Raw genomic sequence first — 15905 nt, forward strand, 5'->3', positions numbered from 1 at the left:
TATTCTGGTTTGAAACTCTCTTCTACTAAAATAAAAAGCAACGAAACTATTAAAGTTTCTTTCCAATTGAAAAATACCGGAAAAGTAGCTGGAGAAGAAGTAGCTCAGTTGTACTTGAAAGATAAATTTGGTTCTGTTGTAAGACCAGTATTAGAATTAAGAGATTTCCAGAAAGTGAAATTAAATGCTGGAGAAACTAAAACAATCGAATTTACAATAGACAAAGAGAAACTTTCTTTCTACAATAATAAATTAGAATGGGTTGCTGAGCCAGGAGATTTGGAAGTAATGATCGGAACTTCATCGGCAGATATTAAATTGAGATCTGATTTTGAATTAGCAGATTAAGTTTTAACAAAAAACGGGGCCTTTTAGGGCCCCGTTTTTTATATATCAAATTTTATTTAAGACGTTTCTTGAAGCTGTATTTCAGCATATTCAATAAACCTTCTTCGATAATGTCAATTCCAATTCCGAAATTACTATCTGCAACTTCGTGATGTGCATTTCTAAAATCTTCAAAATCTTCACCCGGAATTTCTAAGTTGATTAATGGTTTATAATCGATATTTATAGAAGCACCATTTTTAGTTACTTTTTTACGGCTTGTAAAATCGAAGTAAGGATTTGTGATGGTACTTTCTTGAATCGTATATTTCTCCTGAGTATCTATTTTTTGATCTGTCGTGAGATTAATTTCGTATTTCTCATTATCAAAATTATGCCAAAATAAAAGGTCAGTATGCATAAAATCACGAGCTCCATTTTTAACCACATTGCGATCAAAATACATTAGGAAACGATTTTTCTCTGCATCTGTAAAATACGGATTTTCGATTGATGCATTATACTGAATCGTAAATTCATTCTGTTTTTTGTCATCACTTACAATTTCAATCGCTGCATCTTTAAAAATCGTTCTAATATCAGTTCCGTTTCTATCATTTGAATAATTTAAAGTATAGAACAAGAAATTATTCCAGCTGTCAATGATTTCTCTTTTGTTGGTGTTTTTGAAATATTTACGCATATAATTGGCACGGTTTCCTTTGTAAGTCGTAACCAATTTTAATGTTCCGGTATTGTTTTGAGCATTAAAATCTGCTTTTTCATTTATACCATAATAAGGAAATCTGTAAGGTTCTTTAATTTGTAATTCAAGATTTGGTTTCACTTCCAAATAATGCATAAAATAGATGTAACCACGATTTTCAATAAGTCCAAATTCATCTCTCGAAGTAGCATCAACAAAATAAACTCCGCCTTTGTAATTGATTTTTACGATAACGTGATTAAAAGTCAATAGTGACGGAAGGTAATATTTAATGTAATGATCTGAATTGAAGTTAACCAAAACCACAGAAGATTCAACATTGATATAATCTAAAACTACTTTCAACAAAACTGATTTTGCTTTGCAGTCTCCTTGTTTATTTTCATAAGTTACTGATGGTTCTTGGGGTTTGTGACCATTCATTTCATCAGCATTATAAATATAGTAAACGTGATTTTGAACATAATCAATTGCAAACTGTAATTTCTCATCTTGATCTGCAATTGCATCTAGTTTTTCTACCAGTTTTGGGGCAAATTCAGTTAAAGAGGCTTTACTGTATATTTCTTCGTAAAGAGGAGAAATGTAATTTGATAAATCAATCCAGTTGCGATCTGTTGCAAAATCAATAAATGGAGCAATTTCTCTATTTGAATCAAAAGAATTAATGTAATTTTCTTTTTCAATAACATATCGTTCTCCTTTTTCTAAGAAATTAATTTCTGGTTGCACTACATTTCCTTCTTCATCTCTATAAAATGTCTTTTTGTATGCAATCTTTTCTTTTCTATCATTAATAAAAGAAAACTTGTATTTGCCGTAAGCCCAGTAAGTGCTAGGTGTTACATAGACATATTTAAGAAATTCTTTTCGCATAAAATCACGATCTGTAAAAACCTTTGTACGCGAATCTTCTGTAATTAAAACATCATAAAGTCTTAAATCTTTAATCGTAATATTTACCTTTTTGTTGCTGCTCAAAATACCGCCTTCACTCTGATTTTCGCTGTCTAGAACTTTAATTTTAGTATCAGCAATTTTATCAATCAAAACACCATCTCTCAACACACTAATTCTGTGTATTAAATAAGTTTCGTTTTCTTCAACAACAACATCTCTTACCGAAGCACTTTCAAGGTTTGAAGGTTCGTTAAGCGTGTAGGCTACGCAAGCATATTCGCTATTTTCAGTATCGCTTGTATAGTAAACTTTATCTAAGAAGTAGCAGAAATCACGGCCTTCTTCAACCTGTTTTTTGGAGAAATCCGATTCCTGTATATAGTCAATAAGTTGATCATCGTTAATTGTAGGCGCCCAGTTTTCTGGTTTTTGAATTTTGTAACTTTCTGATTCAATGATATTTTCCATGATTCTTTCTATAGGTGTATATTCTTACTTTTAAAACGGCTAAAATAACTAATAAAAGACCATTTTCTTTCATATTAGTGTAAAATTTATAATAAAAAACCCCACCGAAGTGAGGTTAGTATTATAAATTATATAGATGTGTAGGTATTTATTTCAAAACAGTATTTATAAAATCCATTGCGCCAATTCCTTTATAAGAGGCGTACAAAGCTTTCTCGTAAGCTTCTCTTTTTGCTTTTTTATCTTTTGCATCAGTTTCAACAATCATTTCATTGAAAATTCTCTCCTGTTCTTCACTATACTTTAGAGATTCTTCCAGAAGATATGTTTTTGAAACAAATCCGAATGAAGACCAAATTCTGGTTCTGATTTTTTTATTGATATTTTTTAAAGGATTGTTAATCATAACTTCTGTATTTAAATTTCTACGCTCACTTGAAGAAAAATGGGAACAGCTTGCATTATTTTTCTTTGTATTTGATTCTATTTTTAACAATTAAAATTGTTAATGTGTTATTATGACGCAATGTACTTATTTTTTTTAAATTTGATTTTAAATTTTCGTTAAAATTGTAGTTTCAACACTTCTGTTTTAGTGAAAATCACTTCTTTGTTTTTAGAAGATATTTTGGTTTTATAAAAATGAAGTAAATTGCAGAGTTATTAGAAGAAAGAATTTATACCAATCTGATGCTAAAGGACATTATAGATAATAACGAAAATTACCAACCAGGACTGTCTATAGACTGTGTCATTTTTGGTTTTCATGATAATCAGTTAAAAGTTTTATTGATTAAAGTGGAACGAGCCAATAAATGGTCTTTGCCAGGCGGATTTATTCCTGTTGATCAGGATATAGATACGGCTGCAATCACGGTATTGAATAGCAGAACTGGGGTTGATGGTGTTTTTTTAAGGCAATTTGCAACCTTTGGAAAAGTAGATCGTAACAAACAGCACTTTGATAAAAAGACGTTGGAATATCTTAAAATTGAAGAAGCAAAAGGGAAATGGCTCCTGCGTCGTTTTGTCACGATTGGATATTATGCCTTGGTAGATTTCTCTAAAATTCTTCCAAATCCGGCCGGCAGGCATGAAGTTGTAGAATGGATTGACCACAAAGAAGTTCCTGAACTTATTTTAGATCATCGTGAAATTCTGGATAAAGCTCTAGATACTTTAAGAATCGAATTGAACTTAATGCCAATTGGTTACAATTTATTGCCTGAGAAATTTACAATTCCAGAATTGCAAAAATTGTATGAAACGATTTTGGATAAAAAGCTAGACCGAAGAAACTTTTTGCGTAAAATTACCAATATTGGAATTCTGACCAAATTGGACGAAAAGAAAAGCAACGTAGCACACAAAGCTCCAAACTTATATTCTTTTGATAAAGAAAAATACGATGAAGTGCTGAAAAATGGATTGAACCAAGGTTGGTAAAAGTGAGTTTTAATCTTTAAAAATTGTGATTATGGTTTCAATTGAAGAAGTTAGAAAATTAGCAATGTCATTTCCAGATGCGACCGAAGGACCCCATTTTACCAAAACTTCCTTTCGAATCAAAAAGAAAATCTTTGCCACTTTAGACGAAAAAAGAAATCAGGTAGAAATAAAATTAAGCGAAATAGATCAGTCTGTTTTTTGTGCGTCAAGCGAAAAAATTTTTCATGAAGTTCCAAATAAATGGGGCAAACAAGGTTGGACAATTGTCGAACTTTCAAAAGTAAGACCCGAAATGTTTGAAGATGCGCTGATACTTTCGTATGAAAATGTTGCGACAAAAAAGAAGTGAAATTTTATCTCACAATAGTTCTAAAAGTCAAATTTACTCTTGGTTTTTGAGTACTTTTTGTAGGAGGTAATCGATGCAACCAATGCGTTTGCGTTTCATCTTTCATAACCAATAAACTTCCGTGTTCCAAAATTAGAGAAACAGTTTCTTTAGATTCTTTATGTTTGAAAGCAAATTTACGCTCAGCACCAAAACTTACAGAACCAATCGCTCCATTTTTCTTTAAATCTTTTTCGGCATCACTGTGCCACGCCATTCCCTCTTCGCCAGTATGGTATAAATTTAGTAAACAAGAATTAAAAATTTCACCTGTTTTCTCTTCAATGATTTTCTTTAATTCTAAAAGTTCAGGAGTCCAAGTCAACGCTTTTTTGGTGGTATTCGAATAAGTATACTCAAATTCCTGATCTCCATACCAAGCTACTTTTCGTTTGGTTAAGATTAATTTCCCGAAGATTATTGCCTCGTCATTTTTCCATTCGATTGTATTTAGTAAAGTGTCACGATAGAAATCGGCTTCTGTTTTAGAGAATAATTTTCCATAATAATTTACCGTTCCATCTTTCGGAAGCAGATTGTTTGTTTCGTCTATTTGAGGATTAAATAAGTCCATTTTCCATTTTTGATATTCTGATTTCATGCAATGTCCGCAAGGTCTGAAACCATTTTGTGAGGCATTTTGTTCCGAAGAAAAAAAGACACGATTTTCTCGTTTCATTCTTTTTCCCGAAGAACATTTAAGCGTTCCATAGATTTTTAATTTCTGGTTGCCACCAAAACAAATTTCGCCTTTTTTAATTTTATTTCGAAGATCTGAATCTGAAATTTTGTTGTGTTGAAGCATAATTTAGGTCCAAAGTTACAAAGAGACAAAGATTCAAAGGTTTTTAACTTTGTGCCTCTGCACCTTTGAACCTTTGCACCTTAATTTAACGCATCATGAAAAATAATTCCCAGTGTATATCTTTCACCAGAATGAATTTCGCTTACGCCATGTTTCATATTCACGCGATAATATCCTTTTGTGCCTTTTACAGGTCTAAAATTGGTTGAAAAAACTAGAATATCTCCTTTTTTGGGTTTCAAAACAATCGCTTTAGATTGTGCTCTTGGTGTTTGCTGTGTAAGAACAAATTCGCCACCAGTAAAATCCTCATCGGGTGCAGATAGAAAAAGCACAATTTGAATCGGGAAATAAACATCTCCATATAAATCCTGATGCAGAGTGTTGAATCCTCTCTCGCCATATTTTAAAATTAAGACCGTTGCTTTAAGCTGATTATTGTCATGACATTGTTGTAATAATTCTGAATGATTTATTGGAAAAATTGTATTGATATTCAGAGCTTTCATCCAAGAATTAGCAATTGGAGCCAGTTTAGGATAAATCGAAGACCGAATTTTTTCGATCAAATCAGGAAGAGGATAATTAAAATATTTGTATTCTCCTAAACCAAATCGATAGCGTTCCATGACAACTGTTTTTCGATATAGATTTGGATTGTCATAATCAAATTTTAAGTCTTCGCACTGTTCATTATTCAACACATTTGAAATAATAGCAAAGCCATTTTCGTGCATAGATTCGGTGATGTTTTCCCAATTTTGAGATGCTAAAATTGTTTCCATTATTTAGTTCGTGATAATCCGCCATCTACTGTAATTTCTATTCCATGTATGTAAGAAGCATCTTCTGAGGCTAGAAAAAGAACTGTTTTTGCTATTTCTGAAGGTTCTCCAAAACGCTTGAAGGGTAGAGTTGGAGTAACTGCCTCAATTGTTCCTTGAATTTGTTCTGTACTCATTCCGGTATTATTGAAAATATTTGTTTTAATATACCCAGGACTAACGCCATTTACACGAATGTTTTTAGAAGTACATTCTGAAGCAAATGTTTTTATAAAAGATTGCACGGCTGCTTTTGCAGCAGTATAAACAGACATGTTTGAATGACCAACTTCTGTTAAAAATGTGGTGTTAAGGATTATAGAACTACCTTTTGGCATTATTGGTAATAGTTGCTGTACAGTAAAAAAAGTTCCTTTTACCAGCATATCAAATATTTCATCAAAATCGGATAAAGTTACTGCTTCGATAGGTCCAAATTTTCCATATCCTGCGTTAACAAATAAAACATCCACTTTATTAGTGTGTGCTTTAATTTTATTTTGCAACTCTAAAATATCAGATATTTTTCCAGCATTTGATACAATTCCAACAGCATTTGCTCCTAAACTGTCAATCGCTTTATCTACGGTTTGCTGACTGCGTCCAGTTATAATGACCTTAGCTCCATTGTTGATAAATTCTTGGGCTGTTGAAAAACCCATTCCGTTTGTTCCGCCCGTAATAAACACTACTTTGTTTTTAAATTTTTGCATTTTTTATATTGTTTTATTATGATGCAAAGATTTTAAAAAAGTATAGGCGAAAAAATCTGAAACTTGCGGTATTGTACTATATTTCTGAATTAGTTATCGCGCCTTCCCAACCAATAATTGCTGTTTTTCGGGTGTTTCCCCACATATAACCGCCAAATGTTCCTGAAGATTGGATAATGCGATGACACGGAATTAAAAACGCAACAGGATTACTTCCAATTGCTGTTCCAACCGCGCGAGAAGCATTTGGTTTTTGAATTTGATGCGCAATAGAACCGTAAGTAGAAAGCTGTCCCATTGGGATTCTTAGCAAAGCTTCCCAAACTTTTAATTGAAAATCGGTTCCTTTTAAATGCAATTTAATTTCTGATAATTTACTCCAGTCGTTTTGAAAAATGAATAAGGCATTTTGTTGAGATAAATCCAGTTTTTTCGAAAATTGGGCATTCGGGAATTTATCTTTTAAAGCGATAAATCCAGTTATTTCATCTTCGGCGAAAGCCATAAAACAAACGCCTTTTGAAGTAGAGGCAACAACAATATTCCCAAACGGACTTTCAGCAAAACTGTAGTTGATTTCAAGATTTTTTCCTCCGTTTTTATATTCGGCAGGTGTCATACCTTCAATATTTACAAATAAATCATGTAGACGACTTGTTCCTGAAAGTCCTGTTTCAAAAGCTGTTTCAGAAATGGTTGCCTGATTTTCTTTGAGTAGTTTTTTTGCATGTTCGATGCTCGTATATTGTAAAAACTTCTTCGGACTCGTTCCTGCCCATTCGCTGAAAAGTCGTTGAAAGTGAAACGGACTTAAATGTACTTTTTCTGCAACTTCATCCAGATTGGGCTGATCTTTAAAATTAGCTTTGATATAATCTATAGCTTCAGCGATACGATTATAATTGATGGTTTCCTGTGTGTTCATCTTCATTCAATTTTATAATACAAAGATCGATTGGTTTTTAAAGGTATAAAATCCGAAACTTGCTGAGTTTTTTCTAACCGCAAAGAGCGCAGAGATTTACGCAAAGGAGGAAAAGGTTTTTCTCAATTTTGTTTTCCTGAGCGAAGTCGAAAGATCTTAAAGTAAGTCTACAAAGATTATAAACTTAAAATAAAACTCTACGGCTTTGCGAGAGTTATAAGCGAATTTACTATAACTCTTTTTCCATTTTGTAATTAATCAATTCAACGCCTAATCTGATGTTTCGCTGCTCGGTTTTTACAATATAACCTTTCTTTTCAAAAAATGGTTTTGCTGTTATGCTGATATCTGAAGTTATAATTTTTGAATGCTGATTTTTAGCTTCTAATTCTAATTCTTTTAGAATTTTATCTGCAATTCCTTGTCTTTGAAAATCTTTATGAATGTAGAAGAAATCAATGTAATTTTTGTCTTTTAAGGTTCCAAATCCAGTAATTTGGTTCTCGATAATGGCTAATAAAACCAATCGTTTTTCAATAACTTCAATCCAACGTGTTTTGTTTTTCGCACCAGAAACCCAAACCTCAATTTGCTCTGAATTATAATCGCTTTTGCAAACAGATTGAATGGTTTCTGCAAATAATTTTTGCATTTCTTCTAAATCAGAAAGTAGAGCTTTTCTAAAAATCATTTTTTGAAATTTAAATTAATGTGCCGTTGTTTTAGAAAAAACATTGATCACAATAACGCCAATTACAATTAAAGCAAGACCTATAATTGCTGGCAAATCTGGAATTTCTTTAAAGAAAATAGCGCCAATAATCGTAATTAAAACAATACCAACCCCAGACCAAATAGCATAAGCAAAACCAACTGGAATGGTTCTAATAGCAAAACTTAAAAAGTAAAAAGCACCGCAATAACCAATAATTGTAATAATGCTAGGAAGCATTTTGGTAAATTCTTCGGACTTTTTTAATGCTGAAGTAGCAATGATTTCGAAAATTATAGCGAGAAATAAAAATAGAAAATTCTTCATAGTTCACTTTTTTACAAAGGTAAACTTTAAAGCTGAAAATTATTTAAGATTATCTGTTCTAGAAGAAACACTTATTAGCTTGTATCCGTTTTCTGTTCTTAAAAATTCAAAATGATCTTGCCCGCGATCGGTTTTGTTTTTTGGATTGATAACAATATCCATTGTTGGATAAATCCAATCTTTAGATTCGTTACAATTGTTGAAATAAATGTCGTATTCGTCCGATTCAAAAATAAACTGATTTAATCCGCCAGAAGAAATAAAATAATCTGTTTTTGGATTTTTAAGTTCCTGAAGTTTTAGTTTTAAATAAGTATAATTCTGATTGATAAATTTTGTTTTCGTGGCATGGATCCAGCCGTCTGGTTCTTTCCAATAGGTGATTTTATCGAAAGAATGTTTTTCTAAATTGGCTTTAGATAAATCTTTAAGTAAGGTGTTTTCTAGCCAATGTTTAAACTCTTTTTCAAAATTTATAAAGGAGTAGTATTGTCCATCAACTCCAAGAAAGCTTTCTCTTATTGGATCTTTGTTAGGTTCTTTTGATTTTTCTGCAGAATAGAAATTTAAATTATCATTATAAGCAAAATCTTCAATAAGAATTTTGTTGTTTATATCGATTAAAAACTCTTTTCCACCTTTCCAGAAAAAGTGTTCCCCATCTTGTTGCTTTTCGGCATCTTTTAAAGCACTAATTATTCCGTTTCTTACTTTGGTCAAATTACTGTATTGAGCTGAAATTACAATTTTTCCTTCGCTATTAAAGATTCCCATTTTATCTGTTTTGCGGTCTTTAAATCTAATATATCCTTCATTTTCACAATCGGGTCCATTGTCAAAAACATACAAGCTGTCGGCTCCAACAATTTTTCCCTGTTTGGTTAAATAATAGCTGTTCCATTTGCCGTTTACTTCTTCAGAAACGGCCATTATGTTTTCAAATTTTTGTGCGATTGTAAATCCAGTAAATTTTGGTTCTATTTTGACTACTCCGTTTTTATCTTTAAATCCAGTAAGCGTGCTGTCTTTATTTGAGAATGCAGTCCAAATGTCATTACTTTGGGCGAATACTGAACAAGTAAAAAGGGCGAATATAAAAAGAGCAATAATCTTTTTCATGTGAAATGAATTTATCTAAGATGAACTTCTGCTTCCTTGTTTTTTGATTCTTCAAAACAATCCGAGCAAAGCATTTTGAAATCGGCGAGAGATTGAAAAGTTTCTGTCCATTCTTCACCATTATCCAAAAGATATTGCTCGCAGGAACCACACCAAGCAATTTGTGGAAGATCTTCCTCGGCTTCTGAATAGAAAAATCCGACTTGATTTTTGGAATCTATTGCAGTTGCGATATGAATGCAGGTAAAAGACATCTCTTTTGAACCGTGAATGTCACAGGAAATTTTTTCGATCATTTTTTGAATTTAAAAGGCTTTAAGTTCAAATTTAAAGTTATAAACTAATAAAACCTGTAAATGTCTTGTTAAATTAATTGGTTCTTAGTCTACGTGAGCGTGAGGGATAGGAGCAAACTACCGAAGTAGTGCGGATAGCCCGACATAATTTAAGAAAAGGCCTAATGTGTGCAAAGCATATTAGGCCTTTTCTTAAATTATGGCACGCCCAGATTATTTTAAATTTCTGAATTGAGATTTTAGATTTAATTGTTTCTCTCACGGATTGAGTGATAGTCCTACGCTAAAAAATAATCTTACTTTGTCTATATTATTTATCCAAGAAGTGTCAAAATGAATCGGGCCTAAAATAGATTGATAGGAAATTGCTGCGCCTCCTGATATTACTAAACTGGTATCGATGTTGTCATCCCAATTTCCTTTTGGATTGAAGACATGTTTTATATAATCGTTGAAATTGTCAAAACCTACAGAAGCAACATTGAAATGAGGAGTAAGATAAATTTTTCCGATTAAGTTTATTTGAGATCCAAGTTTGAGCCCCATATATTGCGTTACATTCAGTTCATCTTCATGAAGCCCTGCAAATGTGAAGCGGTTACTGCCAGAACTTGGAATAATGCCTCCTATGAAATATTTTGCTGCATAGCCAAGTCCTGAAAATGGAAGATCGTCATTTTTTTCTTTATCCTGAAAAATAAAATAGGAATCAAAACCTACAATTCCCGTAATTTTCTTTTTTATGGGCAATCTCTTTTCATAAGTTAAACCCAATTTAGTGTAGCCATTTGTTGAGCCAGAAATACGCTTAAAGTCTGGATCGTAAAGTGAGGCATCAAGATCGGTAAGAAGTGATCGCGCTATGTTTGATTTTATAATAGTTCCGTCGGTGGCAAAGAAAACTTTATCCATGTCATTATAAGAATAATGCAAGTTGAACTCGATATTGTTAAAGCTGTAGTTGTTGATACTTAAATAATTGGGGTTGTATTCACGGTCATATTTTGGTTTTAGATTTGTGTAACTATAGTTTAGTCCAAAACCAACATAACTTTTTAGAGAATTTAAATTTCTGTTTATCTCATTGTTGATTTCAAGAGTGTTATAAAGTATATTATCTGAAGCTTTACCATTGATATAAATTTCTTGGCGAAGTAAAGCTCCATAGGCCTCAGACATCCACCACCATTCTCGGTGTTGTCCAAAATTTTTCTGATAATTGATTCTTGCTTTTGGCTGTTCGGCAATATCTACTGTTAAAAGAAGACGAGATGCATCGGCAAGAACATTTCTTCCTGTGTAGTTAAAAATTATTCCGACACCTCTATAAGTATCATAATGAATTGATGTATTTAATTGATTTTTAGCGCGTTCAAATCCGAATAATGTAATTCCTAGTTTATCTTCGTCTTTTATGAAATAGCTATACGTAATCTCATCAAAAAGATTGGTTCCCATTGCTCTGTTAATGCCTGCTATTAAATCTTTGGTGGTATATTTTACATGAGTTTTAAGATTTGATCTTCCAACAACGAGAGGCATATTTTCGGGGCTTATTTTTTTATAAACGATTGTGTCCAATACAAACTCATTTGGCATATCAGGCAATTTGTGGGTTCGCTGCTCAAATCCTTTTAGCTTTTCTGATAGAGCAATTAAAGCTGGAAGGTTTTGATTTGTGGCAATTTTACCGTCTTTGTAGATTTCGTTGCTATCTGCAAAATCTGCAGTAGAGAAACGCAAGTTGGGCAAATGATCGACCAATATGTTGCATAAATCGCGGTTTGCAGGATTTTTAATGTTGCTCGGGAACATACTGGTCTGCATTAATATGGTCATAAGATTGTTGAGCTTATCAACAGGTTCCATTCCGCCTCCGACATCACTTCCAATAATAATATCGGCGCCCATTTCTTTAGCAACATCAGTCGGGAAATTATTTAATACTCCTCCGTCTACCAAAACTGTTTTTCCGTAAGGCATTGGTTTGAAGATGGCAGGTAGCGACATACTGGCGCGCATGGCGTAGGATAAACTTCCTTTACTTAAAATAACTTCTTTTCCTTCGACCAAGTCTGTAGCCATCGCCCTGAAAGGAATCGGGAGACTGTCAAAATCTTTGACATTGTAGACAGGGAAAGTTAATTCAGAGAGGTATTCTCTTAGATTTTGATCATTTAAGAGAGAGCCAATGCTGTTAAGTTTTCCGTCTTTAACACCTATTCCAACTAAATAGCGTTGAAATTCTCTTTTTTCCTCGGCACTTACAGCTCGCAATGACTGACCTCCGCCTAGCAATTTATCCCAATAAATATCTTTGGTGATTTTTTCTATGCTATCACCCGAATATCCCATTGCATATAAACCACCTATGATACTTCCCATACTATTTCCAACAATAAGATCTGGAACGATGTGGAGTGAATCTAATTTTTGCAAAAGAGGAATATGTGCAATTCCTTTTGCGCCGCCACCGCTTAGTACTAACACAACTTTAGGCTTTTTTTCCTGAGAAAAAATAATTTGTGGGAGACTTAGTAAAAATAAGAAGACGAGTAAATAAGATGTTTTTTTCAATTTTTTACTATTTAAGTATTTGATAAATAGATTCTTATTCTGGTTATTAAAAGTAAGCAGATATTTATAAAAGTACAATTTTTTGATAGAAATGTTTTGTCTGAAACATAAAAACAGAAAACCCGACAGGTTTTTAAAACCTGTCGGGTTTGAATATATAATCAAAGATATCTAAAATCTAAAATCAGAAATCTTCAATCTAAAATCAATTAGTATCTGTAGTACTCTGGTTTGAATGGTCCTTGAACTTCAACACCAATGTAAGCAGCTTGATCTTCTCTTAGAACTTCAAGTTCAACACCTAATTTAGCTAAGTGTAAAGCAGCAACTTTTTCATCTAAATGTTTTGGTAACATGTAAACTTCATTTTTGTAAGCTGCACTGTTATTCCATAATTCGATTTGAGCTAAAGTTTGGTTTGTAAATGAGTTACTCATTACGAAACTTGGGTGACCTGTAGCACAACCAAGGTTTACTAAACGACCTTCAGCCAAGATGATGATATCTTTACCGTTGATGTTGTATTTGTCAACCTGAGGTTTGATTTCGATTTTAGAAGCACCGTGGTTTTTGTTTAACCAAGCCATATCAATTTCGTTATCGAAGTGACCAATGTTACAAACAACAGTTTTATCTTTCATTTGCTCGAAGTGCTCTCCAAGAACGATATCTTTATTTCCTGTAGTTGTAATGATGATGTCAGCATTAGCAATTACAGTGTTTAATTTTTTAACTTCATAACCGTCCATTGCAGCTTGTAAAGCACAAATTGGATCGATTTCAGTAACAGTTACAATAGAACCAGCACCTCTGAAAGATGCAGCAGTTCCTTTTCCAACGTCACCGTATCCACAAACAACAACTCTTTTTCCAGCTAACATTAAGTCAGTTGCACGACGTACAGCATCTACAGCAGATTCTTTACATCCGTATTTGTTATCAAATTTAGATTTAGTAACAGAGTCGTTAATGTTGATTGCAGGCATTGGTAAAGTTCCAGCTTTTACTCTTTCGTAAAGTCTGTGAACACCAGTTGTAGTTTCTTCAGAAAGACCTTTAATTCCAGCAACTAATTCTGGGTAACGATCAATAACCATATTAGTTAAATCTCCACCGTCATCAAGAATCATGTTCAATGGTTTTCTGTCTTCACCAAAGAAAAGAGTTTGCTCAATACACCAGTCAAAAGATTCTTCGTCAAGTCCTTTCCAAGCGTAAACTGAAATTCCAGCAGCAGCAATAGCAGCAGCAGCTTGATCTTGAGTAGAGAAAATGTTACAAGAAGACCAAGTAACTTCTGCACCAAGAGCAATTAAAGTTTCGATCAAAACAGCAGTTTGAATCGTCATGTGTAAACATCCAGCGATACGAGCACCTTTTAATGGTTGTTCGTCTTTATATTCAGCGCGAAGTGCCATTAAACCTGGCATTTCAGCTTCAGCTAGTTCAATTTCTTTTCTTCCCCAAGCCGCTAGAGAAATGTCTTTTACTTTGAAAGCCACGTAAGGCGTAGTCGTTGTACTCATTTATATTATATTTGTATAATTGTAATTTTTTTGCAAATTTAAGGAATAGCTTTTTATTTTTACTAATTTCTGTCAGATTTGTGAAATCTTTAATTTCTTAATCTTTAGAATATTAGTTTATAAAACGATTTAAACCATATTAGAGATATAAGTTCATTTAAAAAAGGATTTCTTTGTAATGCGCTTTGTTTTGAATTGCTTAAATTTACTTAATACATTTTTTTGAACTAGAAGTTATTTTTCTTACGTTACTTATATAGTTTAAAAACTCATAATTCACAACTCATAATTTATAATTAAAAAAATGCCTTTATTCCAGACCATACAATTCAATGAAACTACTAAAATCTTAATTTGGGAAATAACCGAATCTTTTGATGAATTGTACAAAAGAGTAACGCTGAAAGAAAAAACACAGCGAAGACTGGACGGAATGAAATCTCAGATGCATCAGCGTGCTTTTCTAAGTGTTCGAATGCTGATTCAGGAAATGGGTTTTACAGATAAAGATCTGCATTATGATGAATTTGGAAAGCCGTATTTTGATTGTGATAATCATATCTCAATTACACATTCTTACCATTTTGCGGCGATAATTATAAGTAAAGAAAAGGTTGGAATTGATATGGAATTACAACGTGAAAAAATTCAGAGAATTGCAGATAAATTCACTGATTTTGAATGCAGTTATTTAAAACCAGAATTTGTAGAAGAGTACATAAAAAAACTTACCGTGATTTGGGGAGCCAAAGAGGCAATCTTTAAAATTAGAAATGAAAAAGGTATTAGTTTTAAAGACCATATTAATGTAAACAACTTCTCTTTAAGAGAAAACCAAACGCAAGCAAGTCTTCATTTTGATAATTTGGTTAAGGATTTTGATGTACATTATCAAGAAATCAAATCAGATAATTTTGAAGGGACGTTTACTTTGGTTTATGCTTTTGAAAAGTAATCACAGTTTTTTAATTATATTGTTGATTTATAAAACTTGAGAATTCATTATGATTTGATGAAGATTATAAAAATTTAATTTTTGTCGTATGTTATTATTTTTAAATCTTTTAGAGTGAGAGATTCTACTTGGAATCGAAGTTATTTGTGTTTGCTTTATTTATTCTTGAAGTAAGATCCTAAATAAAAATGTAATTCTCAAAATGGATACCTATTATCAACATCTTGAAATTGTGAAAGACAAAATTTCTGTTTTCGATGATCGAAAAGTTAAATTTCTTTCATTGTGTAATTGTCAAAGACAATTTTTTGCCTACAAAAAAGCAGCAAAAGGACATAATTGGAATGGAGAAATATTCTTTACAAAGTTATTGAATGATGCTTGGGCAGATTTAATAGATGGAACGCAATGGCTTATAGATCCTTATTCTATACTTCAATTTGTTCCTGAGGATATCGAAAATGAAAGTGTTGCTTGCGCAGTATATTTTTGTGATTCTATAGTTTCGTTAATCCATATATTCAAGAAAGACGATATTTTTAAAAATTGCGAGTCAACTTGCGAAATGGGATTACATATTGTTGACGTTTTAGCGTATAATGTACTCAATATAGAAGTAACATCTTCAAATGATGAGATAATTGCTAAATCGGAAATTTTCTCAAACGAGATTAATCTTCAAAAGAAAACAATTAAGATTCTTGAAGAGTCTGAATTATCAAAAAGAAACAATAATTTCTTTAAAAAATATGTTTGAGTTTAATGATATTACTTTAGAATATTGGTTTGATATTTAATATCTGGTCAATTAACGAAGTTTTTTTAAACTTCACTTTCTTTTTGACGATGCTGAAACATACTCATATA

Annotated in this window: 17 protein-coding genes and 1 pseudogene; 5 read left to right on the forward strand and 13 right to left on the reverse strand. The window is 32.3% G+C overall.

The genetic code is table 11. The features are described from left to right. Window positions 1-348 (forward strand): fibronectin type III-like domain-contianing protein (locus B3J44_RS08710; RefSeq protein ID WP_286967839.1); only part of this gene is annotated, 348 nt, incomplete at its 5' end. 52 nt (window positions 349-400) lie between these two features. Here B3J44_RS08710 and B3J44_RS08715 read toward each other — a convergent pair. After that, the gene (locus B3J44_RS08715) at window positions 401-2422 is read right to left on the reverse strand and encodes a hypothetical protein (protein WP_286967841.1); all 2022 of its coding nucleotides are present in this window, start codon (window positions 2420-2422) and stop codon (window positions 401-403) included. Window positions 2423-2570: 148 nt separating this feature from the next. Next, entirely contained in the window at window positions 2571-2828 is a 258-nt protein-coding gene (locus tag B3J44_RS08720; RefSeq protein WP_286967843.1) for a hypothetical protein, read from the reverse strand. Between the two features lie 284 nt (window positions 2829-3112). On the opposite strand from B3J44_RS08720, the gene B3J44_RS08725 reads away from it, so the two are divergent. Both B3J44_RS08725 and B3J44_RS08730 read left to right on the forward strand, forming a co-directional pair. Beyond that, window positions 3113-3868, forward strand: coding sequence for an NUDIX hydrolase (locus B3J44_RS08725; RefSeq protein WP_198854566.1), 756 nt, complete (start codon window positions 3113-3115; stop codon window positions 3866-3868). 31 nt (window positions 3869-3899) lie between these two features. Further along, window positions 3900-4220 (forward strand): MmcQ/YjbR family DNA-binding protein, encoded by a 321-nt coding sequence (locus tag B3J44_RS08730; protein ID WP_286967845.1) that lies wholly within the window; start codon window positions 3900-3902, stop codon window positions 4218-4220. Between the two features lie 4 nt (window positions 4221-4224). Here the strand turns inward: B3J44_RS08730 and B3J44_RS08735 are convergent, their stop codons facing one another. The 11 genes and pseudogenes from B3J44_RS08735 to ahcY all read right to left on the reverse strand — a co-directional run bounded on the left by B3J44_RS08735 (window position 4225) and on the right by ahcY (window position 14083). After that, on the reverse strand, window positions 4225-4833 hold the full coding sequence (locus tag B3J44_RS08735; protein WP_286967861.1) for an alpha-ketoglutarate-dependent dioxygenase AlkB family protein: 609 nt from the start codon (window positions 4831-4833) through the stop codon (window positions 4225-4227). Between the two features lie 39 nt (window positions 4834-4872). After that, window positions 4873-5064, reverse strand: a pseudogene (locus B3J44_RS08740) (Ada metal-binding domain-containing protein); the annotation flags it as partial. A gap of 80 nt (window positions 5065-5144) precedes the next feature. Next, window positions 5145-5849: a 2OG-Fe(II) oxygenase gene (locus tag B3J44_RS08745; RefSeq protein ID WP_286967847.1), complete on the reverse strand. Its 705-nt coding sequence runs from the start codon at window positions 5847-5849 to the stop codon at window positions 5145-5147. Beyond that, window positions 5849-6601, reverse strand: coding sequence for an SDR family oxidoreductase (locus B3J44_RS08750; protein WP_286967849.1), 753 nt, complete (start codon window positions 6599-6601; stop codon window positions 5849-5851). The genes B3J44_RS08745 and B3J44_RS08750 overlap by 1 nt, the downstream gene beginning before the upstream one ends. Before the next feature lie 76 nt (window positions 6602-6677). After that, the gene (locus tag B3J44_RS08755) at window positions 6678-7526 is read right to left on the reverse strand and encodes a bifunctional helix-turn-helix domain-containing protein/methylated-DNA--[protein]-cysteine S-methyltransferase (protein ID WP_286967850.1); all 849 of its coding nucleotides are present in this window, start codon (window positions 7524-7526) and stop codon (window positions 6678-6680) included. 229 nt (window positions 7527-7755) lie between these two features. Further along, entirely contained in the window at window positions 7756-8217 is a 462-nt protein-coding gene (locus tag B3J44_RS08760) for a GNAT family N-acetyltransferase (RefSeq protein WP_286967851.1), read from the reverse strand. A 15-nt stretch (window positions 8218-8232) separates the two neighbouring features. After that, entirely contained in the window at window positions 8233-8565 is a 333-nt protein-coding gene (locus tag B3J44_RS08765) for a DMT family transporter (protein ID WP_286967852.1), read from the reverse strand. Between the two features lie 39 nt (window positions 8566-8604). After that, window positions 8605-9684, reverse strand: a complete 1080-nt coding sequence (locus B3J44_RS08770) for a hypothetical protein (RefSeq protein ID WP_286967853.1) — start codon at window positions 9682-9684, stop codon at window positions 8605-8607. 11 nt (window positions 9685-9695) lie between these two features. Then, window positions 9696-9980: a hypothetical protein gene (locus B3J44_RS08775; RefSeq protein ID WP_286967854.1), complete on the reverse strand. Its 285-nt coding sequence runs from the start codon at window positions 9978-9980 to the stop codon at window positions 9696-9698. Window positions 9981-10238: 258 nt separating this feature from the next. Then, complete coding sequence (locus B3J44_RS08780) at window positions 10239-12470, reverse strand: patatin-like phospholipase family protein (protein ID WP_286967855.1); 2232 nt, start codon at window positions 12468-12470, stop codon at window positions 10239-10241. Between the two features lie 296 nt (window positions 12471-12766). Next, window positions 12767-14083 carry an adenosylhomocysteinase gene (ahcY, locus tag B3J44_RS08785; RefSeq protein ID WP_276175280.1) on the reverse strand — a complete coding sequence of 439 codons (1317 nt, stop codon included), beginning with the start codon at window positions 14081-14083 and terminating at the stop codon, window positions 12767-12769. A gap of 304 nt (window positions 14084-14387) precedes the next feature. Here ahcY and B3J44_RS08790 point away from each other — a divergent pair, with 304 nt between their 5' ends. After that, window positions 14388-15038, forward strand: coding sequence for a 4'-phosphopantetheinyl transferase family protein (locus B3J44_RS08790; protein ID WP_286967858.1), 651 nt, complete (start codon window positions 14388-14390; stop codon window positions 15036-15038). 202 nt (window positions 15039-15240) lie between these two features. Continuing rightward, entirely contained in the window at window positions 15241-15795 is a 555-nt protein-coding gene (locus B3J44_RS08795) for a hypothetical protein (RefSeq protein WP_286967860.1), read from the forward strand. The last annotated feature ends 110 nt before the right edge of the window (window positions 15796-15905 follow it).

The sequence above is a fragment of the Flavobacterium sp. UBA4854 genome, from assembly GCF_002399805.1.
In the GTDB taxonomy this organism is placed as follows: Bacteria; Bacteroidota; Bacteroidia; order Flavobacteriales; family Flavobacteriaceae; genus Flavobacterium; species Flavobacterium ginsengisoli.